Genomic DNA, 15,743 nt, shown 5'->3' on the forward strand with positions numbered 1-15,743 from the left:
ATAACATCTTTGGCATGTTTGGTATCTTTGGCTCTAATTTTACAAAAAATGTTGAATTTACCTGTGGTAACGTGAGCTACGGTCACAAAAGGGATTTCATTTATTCGTTCTAGAACAAATTTAGTTTGTGAGGTATTATTCAAAAATACTCCAACGTATGCAATGAACGAATATCCTAATTTTTCATAATCTAAAGTCAAAGAAGACCCCATAATGATACCGGCATCTTCCATTTTTTTAACTCTCACGTGAACCGTACCAGCAGATATCAATAATTTCTTGGCAATATCAGTAAAAGGAACTCTTGTATTATCAATTAACATATCAAGGATTTGATGATCTACTTCATCCAAACGAAACTTGCTCATAATAATGTTTATTTATTAGTGTTTATTATAGGTACAAATGAAATACATTTTCTTTAATAAAAAAAACGATTTTGTTAATTTTTTAATAAACCATTAACAAATACTTTATCGTTTTCTAATCTAAAGTTAACTTTTTCATCAATTTTCGGAAAATTATCAGGATGATTTATAATCATTTGACTTTCTAAATCATATTCCTTGTGTCCATAATAACCCTTTAAATCACCAACGCTAGAAATATAAGCTTCTAAATGAACATCACCTTCCTTTAAAACTTCCCTATATTGAGCTGCAAAATTGGTAATTATTTTTGAATTATCATAATTTATTTTAGCATTTCGATAAACAATATCGAAAAAACAGATATTATTTTGAGGAATTTTCAAATAATACGAAGTTTTATTGCTAACTATATCGTTTTCGTAGAGTATCGAAAAACTATGAAGTAAACTTAAACCAATATACATTCTCGTTTTTTCTCTTGCATAATCCTCGGGATAATGACCCGCTTCAAACAAAACAGTAGGAACGCCTAGCTGTTGAAAAGTATCTCCAACACAATTTCTATTAAAACCATCATCAAACCTTCCTATTTGATTAGGCAAATCCCTATGCAGCAATTCTGTAATTCCCGATATTAAATTTATAGCTTTTTGACGAACCTCATTGATTCCCCTACTTTCATCAAAAGAAGGAGCTAAAAAGGATACTGTGGCAGGTTTTCCTGATGTACCTACTCCAAAAATAGTTCTTTGGTCGTGCAAATTGAAACAAAAGTCAGGCTTGAAATTTAAAAACGTTTCAAATAGCAACTTACTCTCCGGTTGTGACAGGTTAATGAAATCCCTGTTTAAATCTACTTCATTGGCATTAACACGAGTGTAGTTTTCGGCACCATCGGGATTTAGAATTGGAAAAATAAGAAATGTAAAATGCGATTTCCATTTGGAGGCTAGCTCAGAATCCGAATCCAAAAAGAGCATAAAATCTACCAAAGCTTTTGTTGTGGTAGATTCGTTACCATGCATCTGAGACCAAATTAAAATTTTAACCGAACCACAACCCAAACGATAGGAAGGTATAGGTTTCTGATTCACAGAAAACCCTAAAACACTTTTGCATTGGTTCAAATTTGAATCCTTCAAAACAGATTCAACTTTTTCCAATGTAATGTATCTGCCTTTTAAATTGTGTGCTTTGTATTGGTTGTAAATTGTTTTACTGTCCATCTTTCAATTTTTACAATTACAAAGGTAAACATCTTTAAAATAACAATTGTAAACAAGAGATTTGTTTATACAATTTAACTTTGTAAACCTTTTTTGGCATCTGAAAAACATATAAAATTGACAATTGTCACCAAACAATACAATCTTTAGTTTGAAATTTGATTATCAATTGTTTGAATATATTTACATAAAGTTTTAATTTTACTTTTAAATGTTAAAATCAAAACATACACAAATGTAAATTTTGATATTCAAACAACAGTATTTACATTTGTAAAACACTAAACCTGTAAACGCTTTACCATGACACATACCCCCGATTTTGTAAAAAAAATGAATCAGATTTTGGAGTATTACCAACTCACGGCCGGAGCATTTGCAGATAAAATTGGAGTACAAAGATCTAGTATCTCACACCTACTTTCAGGAAGAAACAAACCTAGTTTGGAATTTGTTTTGAAAATAGTTTCTGTATTTCCTGAAGTTGATTTGTATTGGCTTTTACTCAACGAAGGTGTTTTTCCAAAAACCACAACTGAAAATCATTTCGCTCCAAGTCCAACTGCTACAGAAGAAAAGAATTCTGTAAACGAAACGAAAACCAAGCCTTTAATTGATATCAAAACCTTAAATGCGAAATCAACAATAGGAACTACGTCGGCAAAGATTACTCAAATTGTCCTTTTTTACTCAGACGGCACCTTTCAAAGCTTTGACCCTTCTTAACATAAGAAAGCCTCGACCCTATGGCAGAATCGAGACTTTCAGAACCAATAAAACAAACACAAAACTCTTTTTAGAAATTGTTTTCTATGCCTTAATTAACAGGTGTCGTTTTAACCAACTTTAACTTCTAACTGAAAAACTATATAGTAAACTTATTGTTTAACTAAGATGATAAAACCTATTAATTAAAAGCTTTTTACATTTAAAAAATAAATTAATTTCTATATAATGTAAAACACTTCCTAAATCGTTTTATGTAGCTATATACGATGTATTTAAAACTTTGGTTTTAAAAATTCATATTTAATGTTGAGGAGTAAAACTTTTATCAGGAAACTTACCCACTGCATCTTTGAAAAAAGATTCCAAAATTCGTGTATCAGATTCTAAATTACCGGTGGGATAGTAGGGTGCCCCAATTCTAACTTCTTTTTTTGAAAAATCAAAAGCTACCGGAAGTATTGGAACTTTTGCTTTCAGTGCAATATAATAATAACCTGTTCGCCAAGATTTTACTTTTTTTCTTGTTCCTTCCGGTGCAATGGCCAAACGGAATACTTCTCGCTGTTCAAAAAGAGCTGCAATAGCATCAACCTTGTTTTGTCCTCCGGAACGATCAAGTGGTGCTCCCCCAATGCTTCTAAAATAATATCCAAAAGGAAAAAGAAACAATTCTTTTTTGCCTACAAAATTCATTTCCAGTCCAATTATTCCTCGGGTTAATAAACCAATATAGAAATCATGCCAGCTGGTGTGAGGTACAACTATGATAACACACTTTTTTAAAGACGCTTCAAATACTCCGGTTATTTTCCAACCCATGAGCTTGAAAAATAAAAATTCGTAAATCCTTTTCTTCATGTTTCTTATTTTAGTAAAAATACAATTTATCTCTTATTTTTGATAAAAAAAGGGCATGTTTAAAAAGATTATAAGTTACCTATACCCTATTAACTTATACAAAACCACATCTGAAATAAGTAAGACTCTTGAAATTACTTTGGTAAACGGGCAATTGGTTATGGACAGTCAAAACACCAATTACTCCTATGGTAGTTTGCAAAGAATTCTCAGAAAAGGACTTTTGGCTATTGGTGTTGATAAAATTACACCTATGCAACACATTTTAGTTTTAGGAGTTGCGGGAGGAAGTGTGGTAAAAACCTTAACAGAGGAATTTGAATACAAAGGGAAAATAACCGGTGTTGAATATGACGAAGCCGTAATAAATTTGGCAGAGTCCTATTTTCATTTAAACAAAATTCCAAATTTCAACCTTATTCATCATGAGGCCTTTGAATTTGTTCTGAAAACAAAACTCAAGTATGATTTAATAATTATTGATATTTTTCAAGATATTCACATGCCCTCTTTCTTATTTGAAAACTTCTTTCAAGACCGTTTAGTCGATATTCTAAACCCAAATGGGTTTTTATTATTCAATACCATGTTATTGAACACAGCACAAAATGACAGAAACGTGAAATATATAGAACATTTTAAAAATAAGAATTTAGCTGTTTGTACTTTGCCACGAATTGAAGACCACAATGAACTCATTATAGTTTCTAAAAACTAAGCCACGCTTTTCGAGCTCTTTCAAGGTCCTCTGGCGTATCTATGCCAATACCGACATGAGTAGTCTCTACCATTTTAATTTTTTTTCCGTATTCTAAATAACGTAACTGTTCTAATTTTTCTGTTGCTTCCAACAGTTGCATTGGTAAAGTATAAAAATCCATCAAGGCTTTCTTTCGAAACGCATAAACTCCAATATGTTGGTAATAATTCACACCCGTGTTAAGGTCTCGAGGATACGGAATAACCGATCTGGAAAAATAAAGAGCCAGTTGATTTTGATCTACAATAACTTTTACATTATTGGGGTTTTCAATATCTTCTTTTTCTTGAATTTTTCGCATCAACGATGCTAGATCAATATTCATTTCAGTGTCATTCCGAAATACTTTTAACAAAGCCTCTAGAGGCTCTTTTTGAATAAATGGTTCATCGCCTTGAACATTTACTACAACATCTACATCTAAATCCAAAACCGCTTCTGCTATACGATCACTCCCGCTTTCGTGTTCTTTGATACTTTTTATAGCTTTTCCGCCTTGCTTGATTATTTCATTAAAAATCAGATCAGAATCGGTAACCACAAAAACATCGTCAAACAAACCGGTTTGAAGAGCAGCTTCATAGGTGCGGGTAATAACGGTTTTACCACCTAAATCTTGAAGAAGTTTGGCAGGAAAACGAGTTGATGCATATCGGGCAGGAATAACGGCTATAATTTTCATAGGAAACAAAGATAAAGTTCAAAATTATTCAAAATTTTCATCTTTAAACCCAATCAAGTATACTTTTTCTTTGGCACGAGTTAAAGCCGTGTAAAGCCACCTAACATAATCTCTATTTATTCCGTCGGGTAAATACGGTTGTTCAATAAAAACAGTATTCCATTGTCCGCCTTGCGATTTATGACAGGTCATAGCATAGGAAAACTTAACTTGAAGGGCATTAAAAAATTCGTTTTGTTTTACGTTTTGAACTTGTTTGTATTTGGGTTCGTTCTCATAATCTTGAAGTACTTCTTGATACAACAAATTCGATTGTTCGTAGGTTAAAGCCGGAGCTTCGCTTGTTAAAGTATCCAATAGTAAAATGGTTTCAAAAGGCTTCTGATTGGGATAATCAATCATTCGTATTTTCACTTTAGCAAATGAAAATCCGTATAAATTTTGAAATTTAAATATTTCCAATACTTCAACTATATCGCCATTTGCAATAAAATCGGCTTCCTCAGAATCTTTAAGCCAGAAATAATTGTTTTTCACCACCATGAGATAATCTCCTGTGGCCAATTCACTTTCCCGAAACAAAATACGATTTCGAATTTGTTGGTTGTATTGATTAGCTCTTTTATTGGTTCGAACAATAAAAGCGGTCTCTTCTATACCTTTAGAATCATACGATGATTGAATAGCATCTTGTATATCGTAACCTTCAACCAAACGAACAATATCTTTGAAAGGCTTGACATGAAATTTAAACTCATAGATGAACTCATCTTCCAAAAGCAAACGCAAAGCGGTAGCATTTTTGAGAATTCCGGAATTGGCTTCTTGTCGCATAACCTCATCCAATTCCATTTGTAAGACTTCCTTATTGAACTCGTTGGTAAGTGTGTGAGCTTCCAAAGCCGGACTTACATCCAAATTTACCGGGGGTAACTGTGCGGTATCTCCCAGAAACAAAATTTTACAATTTTGACCGGAATATACATACTGAATTAAGTCGTCTAATACAGATACAGTTTCACCATTTTTGGAATCAAAAACCGCATCAGAAATCATGGAACTCTCATCAACAATAAATAGGGTATTCTTGTGTTTATTTATTTGACGAACAAACTGCATACCCCCAGAAGCGTTTTTTTTGGGAAAATAGATTTTTTTATGAATGGTAAATGCCGGTTTTCCGGAATAGTTGGCTATTACTTTGGCCGCTCTTCCGGTAGGGGCCAACAGTACATACTTTTTGGAAATTGAAACAAGATTGGTTACTAAATTTGAAATTACGGTAGTTTTTCCGGTTCCGGCATAACCTTTAAGTATAAAAATGGTATTATTTTCTTGATTTGTGACAAAATCGGCTACTTTTTGAAAAAAAAGAGTTTGTTTTAAAGTAGGTTCAAATTGGAATGATTTTTGTAAAATACTGTAAAACAAAGCTGAATTCATCTGACGAAGATTAACAAATTATAAAATTTCAAATATACTGATGAATTTTGTGGGAAATGCTTTTGAGAAAAAAAAAAAATTGTAGATTTGCCTTAAACTGAAATTTAATAAAAATAAAGATGATTACACTAATAATTATTGTTGTATTACTTGCATTGGCCATATTTGGTTTGGTAAAATTGATTGACAAGTTCATCAATCCCAAATTTAAACCTGTACTTTCCATTCTCTTATGGGGAATTACAGTTTTGTTTGGATACCTTATTTATCAATCCATCCAAGCTCCTATTGAATTTGACAAACTAAAAGAAAAACGTTTTCAGGTTGCTGTAAATAAAATGTTGGATATTAAAGCCGTTCAAATGGCTTTCAAATCTATTAATGGTCGTTATACTGATAATTTAGATACATTAATCAACTTTATTGAAAATGAAAAGTTCACAATTATAGAGCGTAAAGATACTTCGGTAATTGATGTTGAAAAAAACAGAGCATTTGGTCTTACAGTAGATGCAAAGGGAACCGGAGGTTATTTTAAGGATATTGTTGTTACCAAAGAATTAGGAAAAGTAAGCATCAAAGATTCGCTTTTTAAAGATTCTGACCGTTACAAAAGATTAAATGTGGTAAAAATTGGTGATATTGTAGCTAAAATTGATATGAAAGCCGGATTTATTAAAAGAGATGATCTAAAAATTCCTGTTTTTGAAGCTAAATTAGAAAAAGCCACTTTACTAACCGATCAAGACCCAAATTTGGTTGAAAAAGAAAAAAAGGTAGTATCTGTAGAAGGTATTAACGGGGAAATGATTATCTTAGGATCTATGGAAGAAGTAAATCTTTCTGGTAACTGGCCCAAAAAATATGGAAATAACGAGTAAAAGTATTACCGATAAATGTTATAAAAGTTTGTCCATTCAGGTTGCACTGGATGGGCTTTCTTTTTGTTCACGTAACACTTTATCCAACGAAATCATTACTTTCAAGAAAATTGATTTTAACTCCTATCCTTCTTCTTTTTCCATAGAAAATGCATTATGGAAAACCTTGTTAGATCATAAAGAACTAACATCTATATATGATGAGATTGTTGTTTTGCACGAAAACAATCTCAATACTTTTGTTCCTTCGGCATTGTTTGATGAAGAATATAAAGGAAGTTATTTACAATACAATACCAAAGTTTTTGAAACCGATTTTTTTACCTTTGACACATTAAAAAAACAAGAAATGGTAAATGTTTATGTGCCTTATGTAAACATTACCAATTATTTGATAGATCAATACGGTACCTTTGAATACCATCATTATTCCAGTATTTTAGTTACCAAATTACTAGAGCGAACCAAAAATGACGAATCCCAACAAATGTTTGTTCATGTGGCTTCCAGTCACTTTGAAATAGTAGTGATTCAAAATCAGAAACTTCTGCTGTACAATTCTTTTGAATATCAAAACGCAGAAGATTTTATCTATTACATTCTTTTTACAGCTGAGCAATTGCACTTGAATCCTGAATCCTTCAAATTACACTTACTTGGAGATTGTTCAATTGAAAGTTTGCTCTATCAAAAAGCATATCAATATGTAAGAAACACGTCTTTACTCGATGTTTCTGAACTTCAAAAAACAAACTCTTTTTCCGAACAGGAAAACAGAACCCATTTTATACTCTTTAGCTCGTGAGAATCATATCCGGAAAATACAAAGGTCGTCGTTTATCTCCTCCCAAAAACCTACCGGTTCGTCCTACAACAGACATGAGTAAAGAAGCGTTGTTTAACATACTAAACAATCATTTTAATTTTGTAGAACTACGGGTTTTAGACTTGTTTTCCGGTACCGGAAATATTAGTTTCGAATTTGCCTCTCGGGGAAGCGAACCCATTACGGCGGTTGATGCAAACTATGGCTGTGTCTCTTTTATAAAAAAAACAGCTTCAGAGTTTGACTTTGATATCACGGCTTTAAAAAGTGATGTGTTTTCATTTTTAGAAAAATCTAAAGGTGAGTATGATATCATTTTTGCCGATCCACCCTATGACATGAAACCCTCTGATTTTGAAAAAATTGTAAATACAGTATTTTCAAACCAATTATTAGCACCTGAGGGAATGCTTATTGTTGAACATTCGAAACATACCCAAATGCATCATTTGAGTCATTTCTCTTTTCAAAAAAACTATGGTGGGTCTTGCTTTTCTTTTTATGAGTGGTCCCATTCTGAAAATCCGGAGCAAGATGTCTAGATTAATAATGGGATTATTTATTTGTTTTGTATTTTCTTGTACGGTTCCCAGATACAATTCAATTGCTCATACAAGTTTGTATGACCTATCCCTTCAAAAGGGCAAATGGTTTGTAAATTATGTAGCAATTGATGGAAAACCTTGGAATGAATTCTCAGATTATACCGAAAATGAACTCAAAAAATGTTTAAACGATTCCCTTTTTAAATCCTATGGTTCCAAAAACGCTATTTATGCTATTCCGGAATTGAATTCCAATAATTATAAAGGCTATACTTCTCTTTTAAGAGTTTCAAAAACTGTAGATTATTTGATTCAAATAAGTGGAAAAATTGAGTCTGATAATGTTAGTGCTTTGAATATAAACCCCAATCCACACCATTCAATTTCTGTTGTTTCTGTCACTTTAACCGCCTATGAAGTTCAAACAGACCATATCATATATTCTGAAACGGTAAGCGGCTCTATCGATTTAGAACACAACAAAGAAGACGTTGTCTTTGCAAAGTCAACTCAATCTATGTTGAAAAAATGTTTGGAAAAAGCATTGCAAAAATTCAAACGCAATGGTGGATGTAATTAAAAAAGCAGACCTGTAAGCCGGATTCTGTATTTGCCTAAAACAAATCCTTATCATTTATCTGGTCGCGTTGTTACCAACGAGATCTAGCTGCCTACCCTTCAACATCGGACGAGTAGCCCTTATCCGAAAACCGGAACGTTGATATACATGGCATTTCACCGCATAGAGTTTACCTGATTTCACTACAGCCTAACTGTACATCCTTTCTGTTGCACTGGTCCTCATTCGATTTAACGAACGGACGGGCGTTACCCGTTATGCTACTCTTTGGTGTCCGGACTTTCCTCCTTCGCATAAAGCGAAAGCGATAAGGCGGTCTGCGGTGCAAAAGTAACTTTTATAAATTAGATTTCAGAAGAATCGAATATCTAAATGAAAAAAATAACTTTGTACTTCTAAAGATACCTTATGAATATCAAGTTAATCGCTATTGGCAAAACAGACGACAAAAATCTTCAATCCTTAATAGATACATACGTTAAGCGATTATCTCATTATATAAAATTTGAATTGGAAATTATTCCCGACCTAAAGAATGTGAAAAATTTATCCGAAATTCAGCAAAAAGAAAAAGAAGGCGAACAGATTTTGTCAAGAGTTAACCCTACAGATTTTGTAGTACTTTTAGACGAAAACGGAAAAAGTTATAGCAGCCTCTCTTTTGCAAACGAACTTCAAAAAAAAATGAATGCCGGTATCAAAACCCTAGTATTTGTAATTGGCGGTCCCTACGGATTTTCGGATAATGTATATCAAAAAGCCCAACAAAAAATAGCTTTATCACAAATGACTTTTTCACACCAAATGGTACGTCTTTTTTTCGTAGAACAAGTTTACCGTGGTTTTACTATCTTACGAAACGAGCCTTATCATCATCAATAATAGAAAAATACAATTTTACAATGTACAGTCGCAATTTTGAATTTTGGTATTGTCGTAAATAAAATGAACCGGTGCAATTGTAATTCTCTCATTTTCTATGGATTGTAAAGCTATAATTTGAGCTAAATACGTATCAAATGAAAGACGCTCATCAAAATTCAAATAAATTAGAATTGGCTTTTCAGAATTTGAAAATGTGGTATACTCTTTAAGAAAATCGAGTAACTCAGAAGGCTCGACTTCATTACCATCTACAGTAATTTTATTTTTATTTTTAAAATTTACCGAAAAAGTATTGAAGTGAATGTGATAATCCGGATTCTCTTTGACATACGATGTAGAAAAATAAGAATTGTATGTAAAACTGGTTTTCGTAAAAGGAATAAATGCTAATTTTCCTTGAATACTATCGGTGTAAGAAAAATAGTTTTGGGCGTTTTCATTCGTATGAAACTGAGCCTTTTTTCTTTTGTCTTGAAGTGCCACAATTTCGGGTATAACCTTTTGTAATGGCAAGCGTTTATCCACATGAAAAATCCAATTTGTGGTTCCAATGGTGTTTTTTCGATTCACATCAGCAATTGTATCTTTGGCAGAGGATTCAAAAAAAATATACACAGGTGTGTGATCTACAACTGTAGAATCTATCGTGCGATTTGATTTTACCAGTTGGACTTCTTTTTGACACGAAAAGCAGATGGAAATTAGGAATAACAAGTGTAATTTTTTCATTCTTAAAATTGCATTTGAGTAAATAGTTGGATACATTCTTTCGCTTCTTTGACATCATGAACACGTAGTATAGATGCTCCTTGTAATAAAGCTAACATGTGCAAAGCCGTAGTGCCATTGAGTGCTTCTTGGGCTGATATATTCAAGGTTTTATATATCATAGACTTTCGAGAAATACCCACTAACAAGGGTAAAGAAAGCGTTTTAAAAAGGTTCAATTTCTGAAGCAACTCAAAGTTTTGCGTGGTATTTTTTGAAAATCCAAAACCGGGATCTACTATCAAATCGTTAATACCATAACTTCGGGCCATTGCAACTCTTTCTGAAAAATAAAACAAAATTTCTTGAATTAAATTGTCGTAATCTGTATGCTGAATCATAGTTTGAGGTGTTCCACGCATGTGCATCATAATGTAAGGCACTTGATAATGAGCCACCGTTTTCATCATTTCTGTATCTAAATTTCCCGAAGAGATATCATTTACTATAGAAACTCCTTCTTCCAAACCCAAACGGGCCACAGCACTTCTAAAGGTGTCTACAGAAATACAAAGTTGTGGAAACTCTTTAACCACCGCTTTTAAAATCGGTTTTAAGCGATCTATCTCCTCCTTTTCCGTTACAAATGCGGCATTGGGTTTACTGGAATAGGCTCCGAGATCTAAAATATCAATACCCTCCTCAAGCCATTGACTTACCTTGTTTAGAGCAACTTTTATCGAATTGTTTTTCCCTCCATCAAAAAAAGAATCAGGTGTACAATTGAGTATTCCCATAACTTTTGGGGAAGACAAATCCATTAAAGTACCTTTACAATTGATGAGCATATCTTAAAAAAAGAATTTAAAGTAGCTTAAACTTATTCTGAAAATTGTATTTTTGAAAAACATTACAAATATAATCCAATAATGAATACTACTTCTCAAGAATATGATAAAGTTATAGATGCCTGCCGATTGCTTTACAGTAAAAAAATGAAAGACTACGGAAGTGCTTGGCGGATTTTAAGATTACCCTCCTTGACAGATCAAATTTACATAAAGGCCCAAAGAATTCGAAGCCTTCAACAAAATGAAGTACGTAAAATAGATGAAGACGAAACTTCAGAATTTATAGGGATTATCAATTATTCGGTTATGGCATTAATCCAATTGGAATTGGGTGTTGTTGATCAACCCGATTTGAATCTGGAAGAAGCTCAAAAACGATACGATCAAAAAATTAGCGAAACCAAATTGTTAATGGAAAACAAAAATCACGATTACGGTGAAGCATGGAGAGATATGAGAGTTAGCTCTTTAACCGATTTGATTTTACAAAAAATTTTACGCGTAAAACAAATTGAAAATAATAAAGGTAAAACATTGGTGTCTGAAGGTATCGATGCAAATTACCAAGATATGATAAATTACGCCGTTTTTGCTTTAATTCATTTAGGATTACATACCAAATAACCAAAACTAAAAATCATGAAACTCATTACGCATATTGCTCGAATTCTCGTTGGCCTTTTGTTTATTTTTTCAGGTTTAATCAAACTAAACGACCCCGTAGGGTTTTCTTTTAAATTGGAAGAATACTTCTCAGAAGGAGTTCTAAATTTCCCCTCACTAGTCCCATTGGCCTTACTCATTGCTGTGGTTGTGGTAATCTTTGAAGTAGTTTTAGGTATTATGCTTCTCATAGGATTCAAACCCAAATTTACAATTTGGAGCCTTTTGGCTATGATTGTCTTTTTTACATTCCTAACCTTTTACTCGGCCTATTTTAATAAAGTAACAGATTGTGGTTGTTTTGGAGATGCTTTAAAACTAACACCTTGGGAGTCGTTTACCAAAGATGTTATTTTATTGGTCTTAATCTTAATTTTAGTCCTAAATATCAAATACGTTCAACCTATCTTTGGAAAATCAGCCCAAAACCTAACCGTTTTATTTGCCTATATAGCATGTTTATTTATAGCTTATCAAGTTTTAATGCATTTACCATACATCGATTTTAGAGCTTATGCCGTGGGTACCAATATTCAAAAAGGCATGGAAATTCCGGAAGGTGCACCAATGTCTGAATACGAAATGATTTTTATTTACAAAGTTAATGGCGTTGATACCGAATTCAGTCAAGCTGATGTGATGGCAAACAAAGTACCGGAAACTGCTGAATTTGTAGATCGAAAAGATAAGCTCATCAAACAAGGTTACATCCCTCCTATTCATGATTTTACCATTGAACTCAATGGAAACAATTATGCAGATGAAATTTTGAACGAACCCAAAGTGGTTTTATTAATTGCTTACAACTTAGATAAAGCAAGCGATGAAGGTCTAAGTAAATTGGAAGAATTTAGTCAAAAAGCCAGTCAAAAAGGATACACCGTTATTGGGATGACTGCTTCTGATGAAGAAACCATTCAAACGTTTAAAAAGAAATACCAATTTTCCTTTGATTTTTATTTTTGCGATGCTACCACTCTAAAAACAATAGAAAGAGCTAATCCAAGTATTGTAGTATTAGAAAAAGGAACAATTGTTGACAAAAAACACTACAACGACATCGATAAGGTTAAACTTAAGTAACATGAAAACGGTACTTAATTTTGGTAAAGTAATTGCCCTTATGTATATGGTGTATGTAGGTTACTTTCTTCTAATTGAAACTACAAATACTAGTTTAATTTCAAAAACCGTAGCTCAAATTGGCGGTCTAGTAATTTGGCTAATATTAGGAGGTGGAATTATAGCCAAACTGACACTTTACTCAAAAAAACACAACTAATTTGTTGCGATACATACTACATAGAATAGGCTATGCTCTACTCACGCTTTTGGGAGTAGTAGCCGTAGTTTTTGTATTATTCAATATTTTGCCCGGAGACCCGGCTCGTATGATGTTGGATCAAAATGAAAATTCGGAACAATTACTACTTATCAAAAAAAAGTATGGTTTTGACAAGCCTCTTTCTACTCAATTTGCTTATTATGTTAATGACTTATCTCCTATTTCATGGCACAATACTCAAAAAGAAGACTACACCTATTTGAGTGAAGATAAATACAATTACATGCCCTTATTTACAATTTCTGAAATAAAATGCGTTGTCAAAACTCCATATCTAAGAGAAAGTTTTCAAAAAAGCGGTAAAAAAGTAACTACTATTATAGGTAATACGTTGCCCAATACTATACTATTAGCCCTACTGGCAATAATGATTGCTATACTTTTTGGAGTATTTTTAGGAATTGTTTCTGCAATTTATAAAGACTCTATCTTAGATCGATTGATTGCTCTTTTAAGCACTTTAGGCATGAGTATTCCGTCTTTTTTTAGTGCCATTCTTGTGGCTTGGCTTGTTGGTTTTGTTTGGCATAAATACACCGGTTTTAACATGACGGGGAGTCTGTATGAAGTTGACGATTTTGGAAATGGAAAATACATCCAATTGAAAAATGTGGTCTTACCTGCTTTTGTTTTGGGAATTAGACCTTTGGGTGTAGTTATACAGCTAATGCGAAACTCTCTCTTAGAAACCTTTACTCAGGATTACATTCGAACTGCAAAAGCGAAAGGACTAAATAAGTACCAAATCATTACAAGACATGCCTTAAAAAACTCTTTAAATCCAGTTGTAACTGCCTTATCCGGTTGGTTTGCGTCAATGCTTGCCGGTGCCGTATTTGTAGAATATATATTTGGCTGGAACGGACTTGGTAAAGAAATCGTAGAAGCTCTCAATAACTTAGATTTACCTGTGATCATGGGTTCAGTTTTAGTTATTGCCACACTTTTCGTTTTAATAAACAGCATTGTAGATCTAATCTATGCCTATTTGGATCCCAAAATTCGATTAAACTAAATCGATTGCGAACATAATTAGCAGTTTTTTAGGATTAGGTTCTAATTGTTATCGTAAATTTGTGTTTAAAAATTTTTATAATGAAAAAAATTCTCTTCTCAATTTGCTTAGCTTTTGGCTTCTTCTCATGTTCAAAAGCACAAAAAACTGAATTTACTTCTGAGGCACTCGCCGATAAAATGCTTACTACAGATGGAATAGAATTAACCTTTGAGGCTATACTAAAAAAATATGAAGGTAAAACGGTACTCATTGATGTTTGGGCTTCTTGGTGTCCGGATTGTATTAAAGGTATGCCCAAAGTAGAAAACCTTCAAAAAGCCTATCCCGATGTAGTATATTTGTTCCTATCTTATGACAAAACACCCGAAAGTTGGGCTAAAGGTATTGAAAAATACCAAGTTAAAGGAGAACACTATTTAATTTTATCCAAATGGAAAGGAGGAACCTTTAGTAATTCTATTGATTTGGATTGGATTCCTCGTTATATGGTTTTGGATAAAACCGGAAAAATAAAATTATATAAAGCTATTGAAGCTGACGACGAAAAAATAATATCTACCCTAAACCAATTAAAATGAGACAAAAAATAGTTGCCGGAAACTGGAAAATGCACAAAAATGCAGAAGAAACCGAAGATCTTTTAAACGAATTAATTGCTAAAATACCCACCGATATTTCTCAAAGAGTTATTGTGGCTCCTACCTTCGTAAACTTAGCTGCTGCTGCAGATCATTTAGAATTTACACCGTTGGAAGTTGCTGCTCAAAATATGCATCAAGCAGAAGGGGGTGCGTTTACAGGTGAAATATCGGCTGCCATGTTGGAAAGTGTAGGTGTAAAAATTGTTATTTTGGGTCATTCAGAACGAAGAGCCTATTTTCATGAAACCGATGCTTTACTTGCATCAAAAGTTGATACAGCATTAAAGCATGAAATGGAGGTAATATTTTGTTTTGGTGAAGAATTAAAAGACCGTCAAGCGGGTCAACATTTTAATGTGGTTCATCACCAATTAAAGGATGCGTTATTTCATTTAAATGAAAACGATTGGAAAAATATTATTTTAGCCTACGAACCCGTTTGGGCTATCGGAACCGGAGAAACTGCTACACCTGAACAAGCCCAAGAAATGCATGCTTTTATTCGTGAAACATTAAGTCATAAATACGGTCAAAATCTTGCTGATTCTGTTTCTATTCTTTATGGAGGTAGTGTAAAACCGGAGAATGCTGCCGAAATTTTCTCGAAACCCGATGTGGATGGGGGGTTAATTGGAGGTGCTGCATTAAAAAGTGACGATTTTACGGCTATTGTAATGGCAATATAAAACAATACTTAAAATAAAAAAAGGCGACTCTTTTGAGTCGCCTTT

Annotated in this window: 20 protein-coding genes and 1 other RNA gene; 13 read left to right on the plus strand and 8 right to left on the minus strand. The window is 33.1% G+C overall.

Annotation, left to right across the window (positions count from 1 at the left end; translation table 11 throughout):
- Both V7M80_RS02780 and V7M80_RS02785 read right to left on the minus strand, forming a co-directional pair.
- On the minus strand, positions 1 to 368 hold a 368-nt coding region (locus V7M80_RS02780), incomplete at its 3' end, for an Lrp/AsnC family transcriptional regulator (RefSeq protein ID WP_333693870.1).
- A gap of 74 nt (positions 369 to 442) precedes the next feature.
- The gene (locus tag V7M80_RS02785) at positions 443 to 1,597 is read right to left on the minus strand and encodes a M14 family metallopeptidase (protein ID WP_333693872.1); all 1,155 of its coding nucleotides are present in this window, start codon (positions 1,595 to 1,597) and stop codon (positions 443 to 445) included.
- A gap of 303 nt (positions 1,598 to 1,900) precedes the next feature.
- Between V7M80_RS02785 and V7M80_RS02790 the strand changes: the two genes are divergently transcribed.
- On the plus strand, positions 1,901 to 2,323 hold the full coding sequence (locus tag V7M80_RS02790; protein WP_333693874.1) for a helix-turn-helix transcriptional regulator: 423 nt from the start codon (positions 1,901 to 1,903) through the stop codon (positions 2,321 to 2,323).
- 303 nt (positions 2,324 to 2,626) lie between these two features.
- On the opposite strand, the gene V7M80_RS02795 is transcribed toward V7M80_RS02790, so the two are convergent.
- Positions 2,627 to 3,184, minus strand: coding sequence for a 1-acyl-sn-glycerol-3-phosphate acyltransferase (locus V7M80_RS02795; RefSeq protein WP_333693875.1), 558 nt, complete (start codon positions 3,182 to 3,184; stop codon positions 2,627 to 2,629).
- A gap of 55 nt (positions 3,185 to 3,239) precedes the next feature.
- On the opposite strand from V7M80_RS02795, the gene V7M80_RS02800 reads away from it, so the two are divergent.
- Positions 3,240 to 3,902 (plus strand): spermidine synthase, encoded by a 663-nt coding sequence (locus V7M80_RS02800; protein WP_333693876.1) that lies wholly within the window; start codon positions 3,240 to 3,242, stop codon positions 3,900 to 3,902.
- Here V7M80_RS02800 and kdsB read toward each other — a convergent pair.
- Positions 3,892 to 4,626 carry a 3-deoxy-manno-octulosonate cytidylyltransferase gene (gene kdsB, locus V7M80_RS02805; protein ID WP_333693877.1) on the minus strand — a complete coding sequence of 245 codons (735 nt, stop codon included), beginning with the start codon at positions 4,624 to 4,626 and terminating at the stop codon, positions 3,892 to 3,894. The two genes, V7M80_RS02800 and kdsB, sit on opposite strands and share 11 nt — an antisense overlap.
- Before the next feature lie 24 nt (positions 4,627 to 4,650).
- The gene (locus tag V7M80_RS02810; protein WP_333693878.1) at positions 4,651 to 6,069 is read right to left on the minus strand and encodes an ATP-dependent DNA helicase; all 1,419 of its coding nucleotides are present in this window, start codon (positions 6,067 to 6,069) and stop codon (positions 4,651 to 4,653) included.
- Positions 6,070 to 6,188: 119 nt separating this feature from the next.
- Here V7M80_RS02810 and V7M80_RS02815 point away from each other — a divergent pair, with 119 nt between their 5' ends.
- The 4 genes from V7M80_RS02815 to V7M80_RS02830 are packed head-to-tail and all read left to right on the plus strand — an operon-like array spanning position 6,189 to position 8,901.
- Positions 6,189 to 6,950: a hypothetical protein gene (locus tag V7M80_RS02815; RefSeq protein ID WP_333693879.1), complete on the plus strand. Its 762-nt coding sequence runs from the start codon at positions 6,189 to 6,191 to the stop codon at positions 6,948 to 6,950.
- Complete coding sequence (locus V7M80_RS02820) at positions 6,934 to 7,755, plus strand: DUF3822 family protein (protein WP_333693880.1); 822 nt, start codon at positions 6,934 to 6,936, stop codon at positions 7,753 to 7,755. The genes V7M80_RS02815 and V7M80_RS02820 overlap by 17 nt, the downstream gene beginning before the upstream one ends.
- Positions 7,752 to 8,318 carry a 16S rRNA (guanine(966)-N(2))-methyltransferase RsmD gene (rsmD, locus tag V7M80_RS02825; RefSeq protein ID WP_333693881.1) on the plus strand — a complete coding sequence of 189 codons (567 nt, stop codon included), beginning with the start codon at positions 7,752 to 7,754 and terminating at the stop codon, positions 8,316 to 8,318. The genes V7M80_RS02820 and rsmD overlap by 4 nt, the downstream gene beginning before the upstream one ends.
- Positions 8,311 to 8,901 (plus strand): hypothetical protein, encoded by a 591-nt coding sequence (locus V7M80_RS02830; RefSeq protein ID WP_333693882.1) that lies wholly within the window; start codon positions 8,311 to 8,313, stop codon positions 8,899 to 8,901. The genes rsmD and V7M80_RS02830 overlap by 8 nt, the downstream gene beginning before the upstream one ends.
- On the opposite strand, the gene rnpB is transcribed toward V7M80_RS02830, so the two are convergent.
- Positions 8,899 to 9,225, minus strand: an RNA gene (gene rnpB / locus V7M80_RS02835) — RNase P RNA component class A. The two genes, V7M80_RS02830 and rnpB, sit on opposite strands and share 3 nt — an antisense overlap.
- An 84-nt stretch (positions 9,226 to 9,309) precedes the next feature.
- Between rnpB and rlmH the strand changes: the two genes are divergently transcribed.
- Positions 9,310 to 9,783 carry a 23S rRNA (pseudouridine(1915)-N(3))-methyltransferase RlmH gene (gene rlmH, locus V7M80_RS02840; RefSeq protein WP_333693884.1) on the plus strand — a complete coding sequence of 158 codons (474 nt, stop codon included), beginning with the start codon at positions 9,310 to 9,312 and terminating at the stop codon, positions 9,781 to 9,783.
- A gap of 15 nt (positions 9,784 to 9,798) precedes the next feature.
- Here the strand turns inward: rlmH and V7M80_RS02845 are convergent, their stop codons facing one another.
- Together V7M80_RS02845 and folP are read right to left on the minus strand one after the other, a co-directional pair.
- Positions 9,799 to 10,515 carry a hypothetical protein gene (locus V7M80_RS02845; RefSeq protein ID WP_333693886.1) on the minus strand — a complete coding sequence of 239 codons (717 nt, stop codon included), beginning with the start codon at positions 10,513 to 10,515 and terminating at the stop codon, positions 9,799 to 9,801.
- Positions 10,516 to 10,517: 2 nt separating this feature from the next.
- A complete protein-coding gene (gene folP, locus V7M80_RS02850) occupies positions 10,518 to 11,342 on the minus strand; it encodes a dihydropteroate synthase (RefSeq protein ID WP_333693887.1) in 825 nt (274 codons plus the stop codon).
- A gap of 81 nt (positions 11,343 to 11,423) precedes the next feature.
- Here folP and V7M80_RS02855 point away from each other — a divergent pair, with 81 nt between their 5' ends.
- From V7M80_RS02855 to tpiA, 6 genes are all read left to right on the plus strand, one after another.
- The gene (locus V7M80_RS02855; protein WP_333693889.1) at positions 11,424 to 11,969 is read left to right on the plus strand and encodes a DUF1599 domain-containing protein; all 546 of its coding nucleotides are present in this window, start codon (positions 11,424 to 11,426) and stop codon (positions 11,967 to 11,969) included.
- Positions 11,970 to 11,984: 15 nt separating this feature from the next.
- Complete coding sequence (locus tag V7M80_RS02860) at positions 11,985 to 13,091, plus strand: BT_3928 family protein (RefSeq protein ID WP_333693891.1); 1,107 nt, start codon at positions 11,985 to 11,987, stop codon at positions 13,089 to 13,091.
- 1 nt (position 13,092) lies between these two features.
- Positions 13,093 to 13,290 carry a hypothetical protein gene (locus tag V7M80_RS02865; RefSeq protein ID WP_333693892.1) on the plus strand — a complete coding sequence of 66 codons (198 nt, stop codon included), beginning with the start codon at positions 13,093 to 13,095 and terminating at the stop codon, positions 13,288 to 13,290.
- 1 nt (position 13,291) lies between these two features.
- Entirely contained in the window at positions 13,292 to 14,368 is a 1,077-nt protein-coding gene (locus tag V7M80_RS02870) for an ABC transporter permease (RefSeq protein ID WP_333693893.1), read from the plus strand.
- Positions 14,369 to 14,448: 80 nt separating this feature from the next.
- Complete coding sequence (locus tag V7M80_RS02875; protein ID WP_333693895.1) at positions 14,449 to 14,949, plus strand: TlpA family protein disulfide reductase; 501 nt, start codon at positions 14,449 to 14,451, stop codon at positions 14,947 to 14,949.
- Positions 14,946 to 15,698 carry a triose-phosphate isomerase gene (gene tpiA / locus V7M80_RS02880; protein WP_333693897.1) on the plus strand — a complete coding sequence of 251 codons (753 nt, stop codon included), beginning with the start codon at positions 14,946 to 14,948 and terminating at the stop codon, positions 15,696 to 15,698. The genes V7M80_RS02875 and tpiA overlap by 4 nt, the downstream gene beginning before the upstream one ends.
- The last annotated feature ends 45 nt before the right edge of the window (positions 15,699 to 15,743 follow it).

Origin of the sequence: Flavobacterium sp., from assembly GCF_036759525.1 — a bacterium.
Lineage (GTDB): Bacteria > Bacteroidota > Bacteroidia > Flavobacteriales > Flavobacteriaceae > Flavobacterium.

What these genes read in the sequence shown, in the direction of transcription:
- kdsB (WP_333693877.1), bottom strand. Translation starts at nt 4,626, where the DNA reads ATGAAAATTATAGCCGTTATTCCTGCCCGATATGCATCAACTCGTTTT.
- folP (WP_333693887.1), bottom strand. Translation starts at nt 11,342, where the DNA reads ATGCTCATCAATTGTAAAGGTACTTTAATGGATTTGTCTTCCCCAAAA.
- rlmH (WP_333693884.1), top strand. Translation starts at nt 9,310, where the DNA reads ATGAATATCAAGTTAATCGCTATTGGCAAAACAGACGACAAAAATCTT.
- V7M80_RS02820 (WP_333693880.1), top strand. Translation starts at nt 6,934, where the DNA reads ATGGAAATAACGAGTAAAAGTATTACCGATAAATGTTATAAAAGTTTG.
- V7M80_RS02800 (WP_333693876.1), top strand. Translation starts at nt 3,240, where the DNA reads ATGTTTAAAAAGATTATAAGTTACCTATACCCTATTAACTTATACAAA.
- V7M80_RS02875 (WP_333693895.1), top strand. Translation starts at nt 14,449, where the DNA reads ATGAAAAAAATTCTCTTCTCAATTTGCTTAGCTTTTGGCTTCTTCTCA.
- V7M80_RS02790 (WP_333693874.1), top strand. Translation starts at nt 1,901, where the DNA reads ATGACACATACCCCCGATTTTGTAAAAAAAATGAATCAGATTTTGGAG.
- V7M80_RS02810 (WP_333693878.1), bottom strand. Translation starts at nt 6,069, where the DNA reads ATGAATTCAGCTTTGTTTTACAGTATTTTACAAAAATCATTCCAATTT.
- V7M80_RS02785 (WP_333693872.1), bottom strand. Translation starts at nt 1,597, where the DNA reads ATGGACAGTAAAACAATTTACAACCAATACAAAGCACACAATTTAAAA.
- V7M80_RS02860 (WP_333693891.1), top strand. Translation starts at nt 11,985, where the DNA reads ATGAAACTCATTACGCATATTGCTCGAATTCTCGTTGGCCTTTTGTTT.
- tpiA (WP_333693897.1), top strand. Translation starts at nt 14,946, where the DNA reads ATGAGACAAAAAATAGTTGCCGGAAACTGGAAAATGCACAAAAATGCA.
- V7M80_RS02815 (WP_333693879.1), top strand. Translation starts at nt 6,189, where the DNA reads ATGATTACACTAATAATTATTGTTGTATTACTTGCATTGGCCATATTT.
- V7M80_RS02845 (WP_333693886.1), bottom strand. Translation starts at nt 10,515, where the DNA reads ATGAAAAAATTACACTTGTTATTCCTAATTTCCATCTGCTTTTCGTGT.
- V7M80_RS02830 (WP_333693882.1), top strand. Translation starts at nt 8,311, where the DNA reads ATGTCTAGATTAATAATGGGATTATTTATTTGTTTTGTATTTTCTTGT.
- V7M80_RS02795 (WP_333693875.1), bottom strand. Translation starts at nt 3,184, where the DNA reads ATGAAGAAAAGGATTTACGAATTTTTATTTTTCAAGCTCATGGGTTGG.
- V7M80_RS02855 (WP_333693889.1), top strand. Translation starts at nt 11,424, where the DNA reads ATGAATACTACTTCTCAAGAATATGATAAAGTTATAGATGCCTGCCGA.
- V7M80_RS02865 (WP_333693892.1), top strand. Translation starts at nt 13,093, where the DNA reads ATGAAAACGGTACTTAATTTTGGTAAAGTAATTGCCCTTATGTATATG.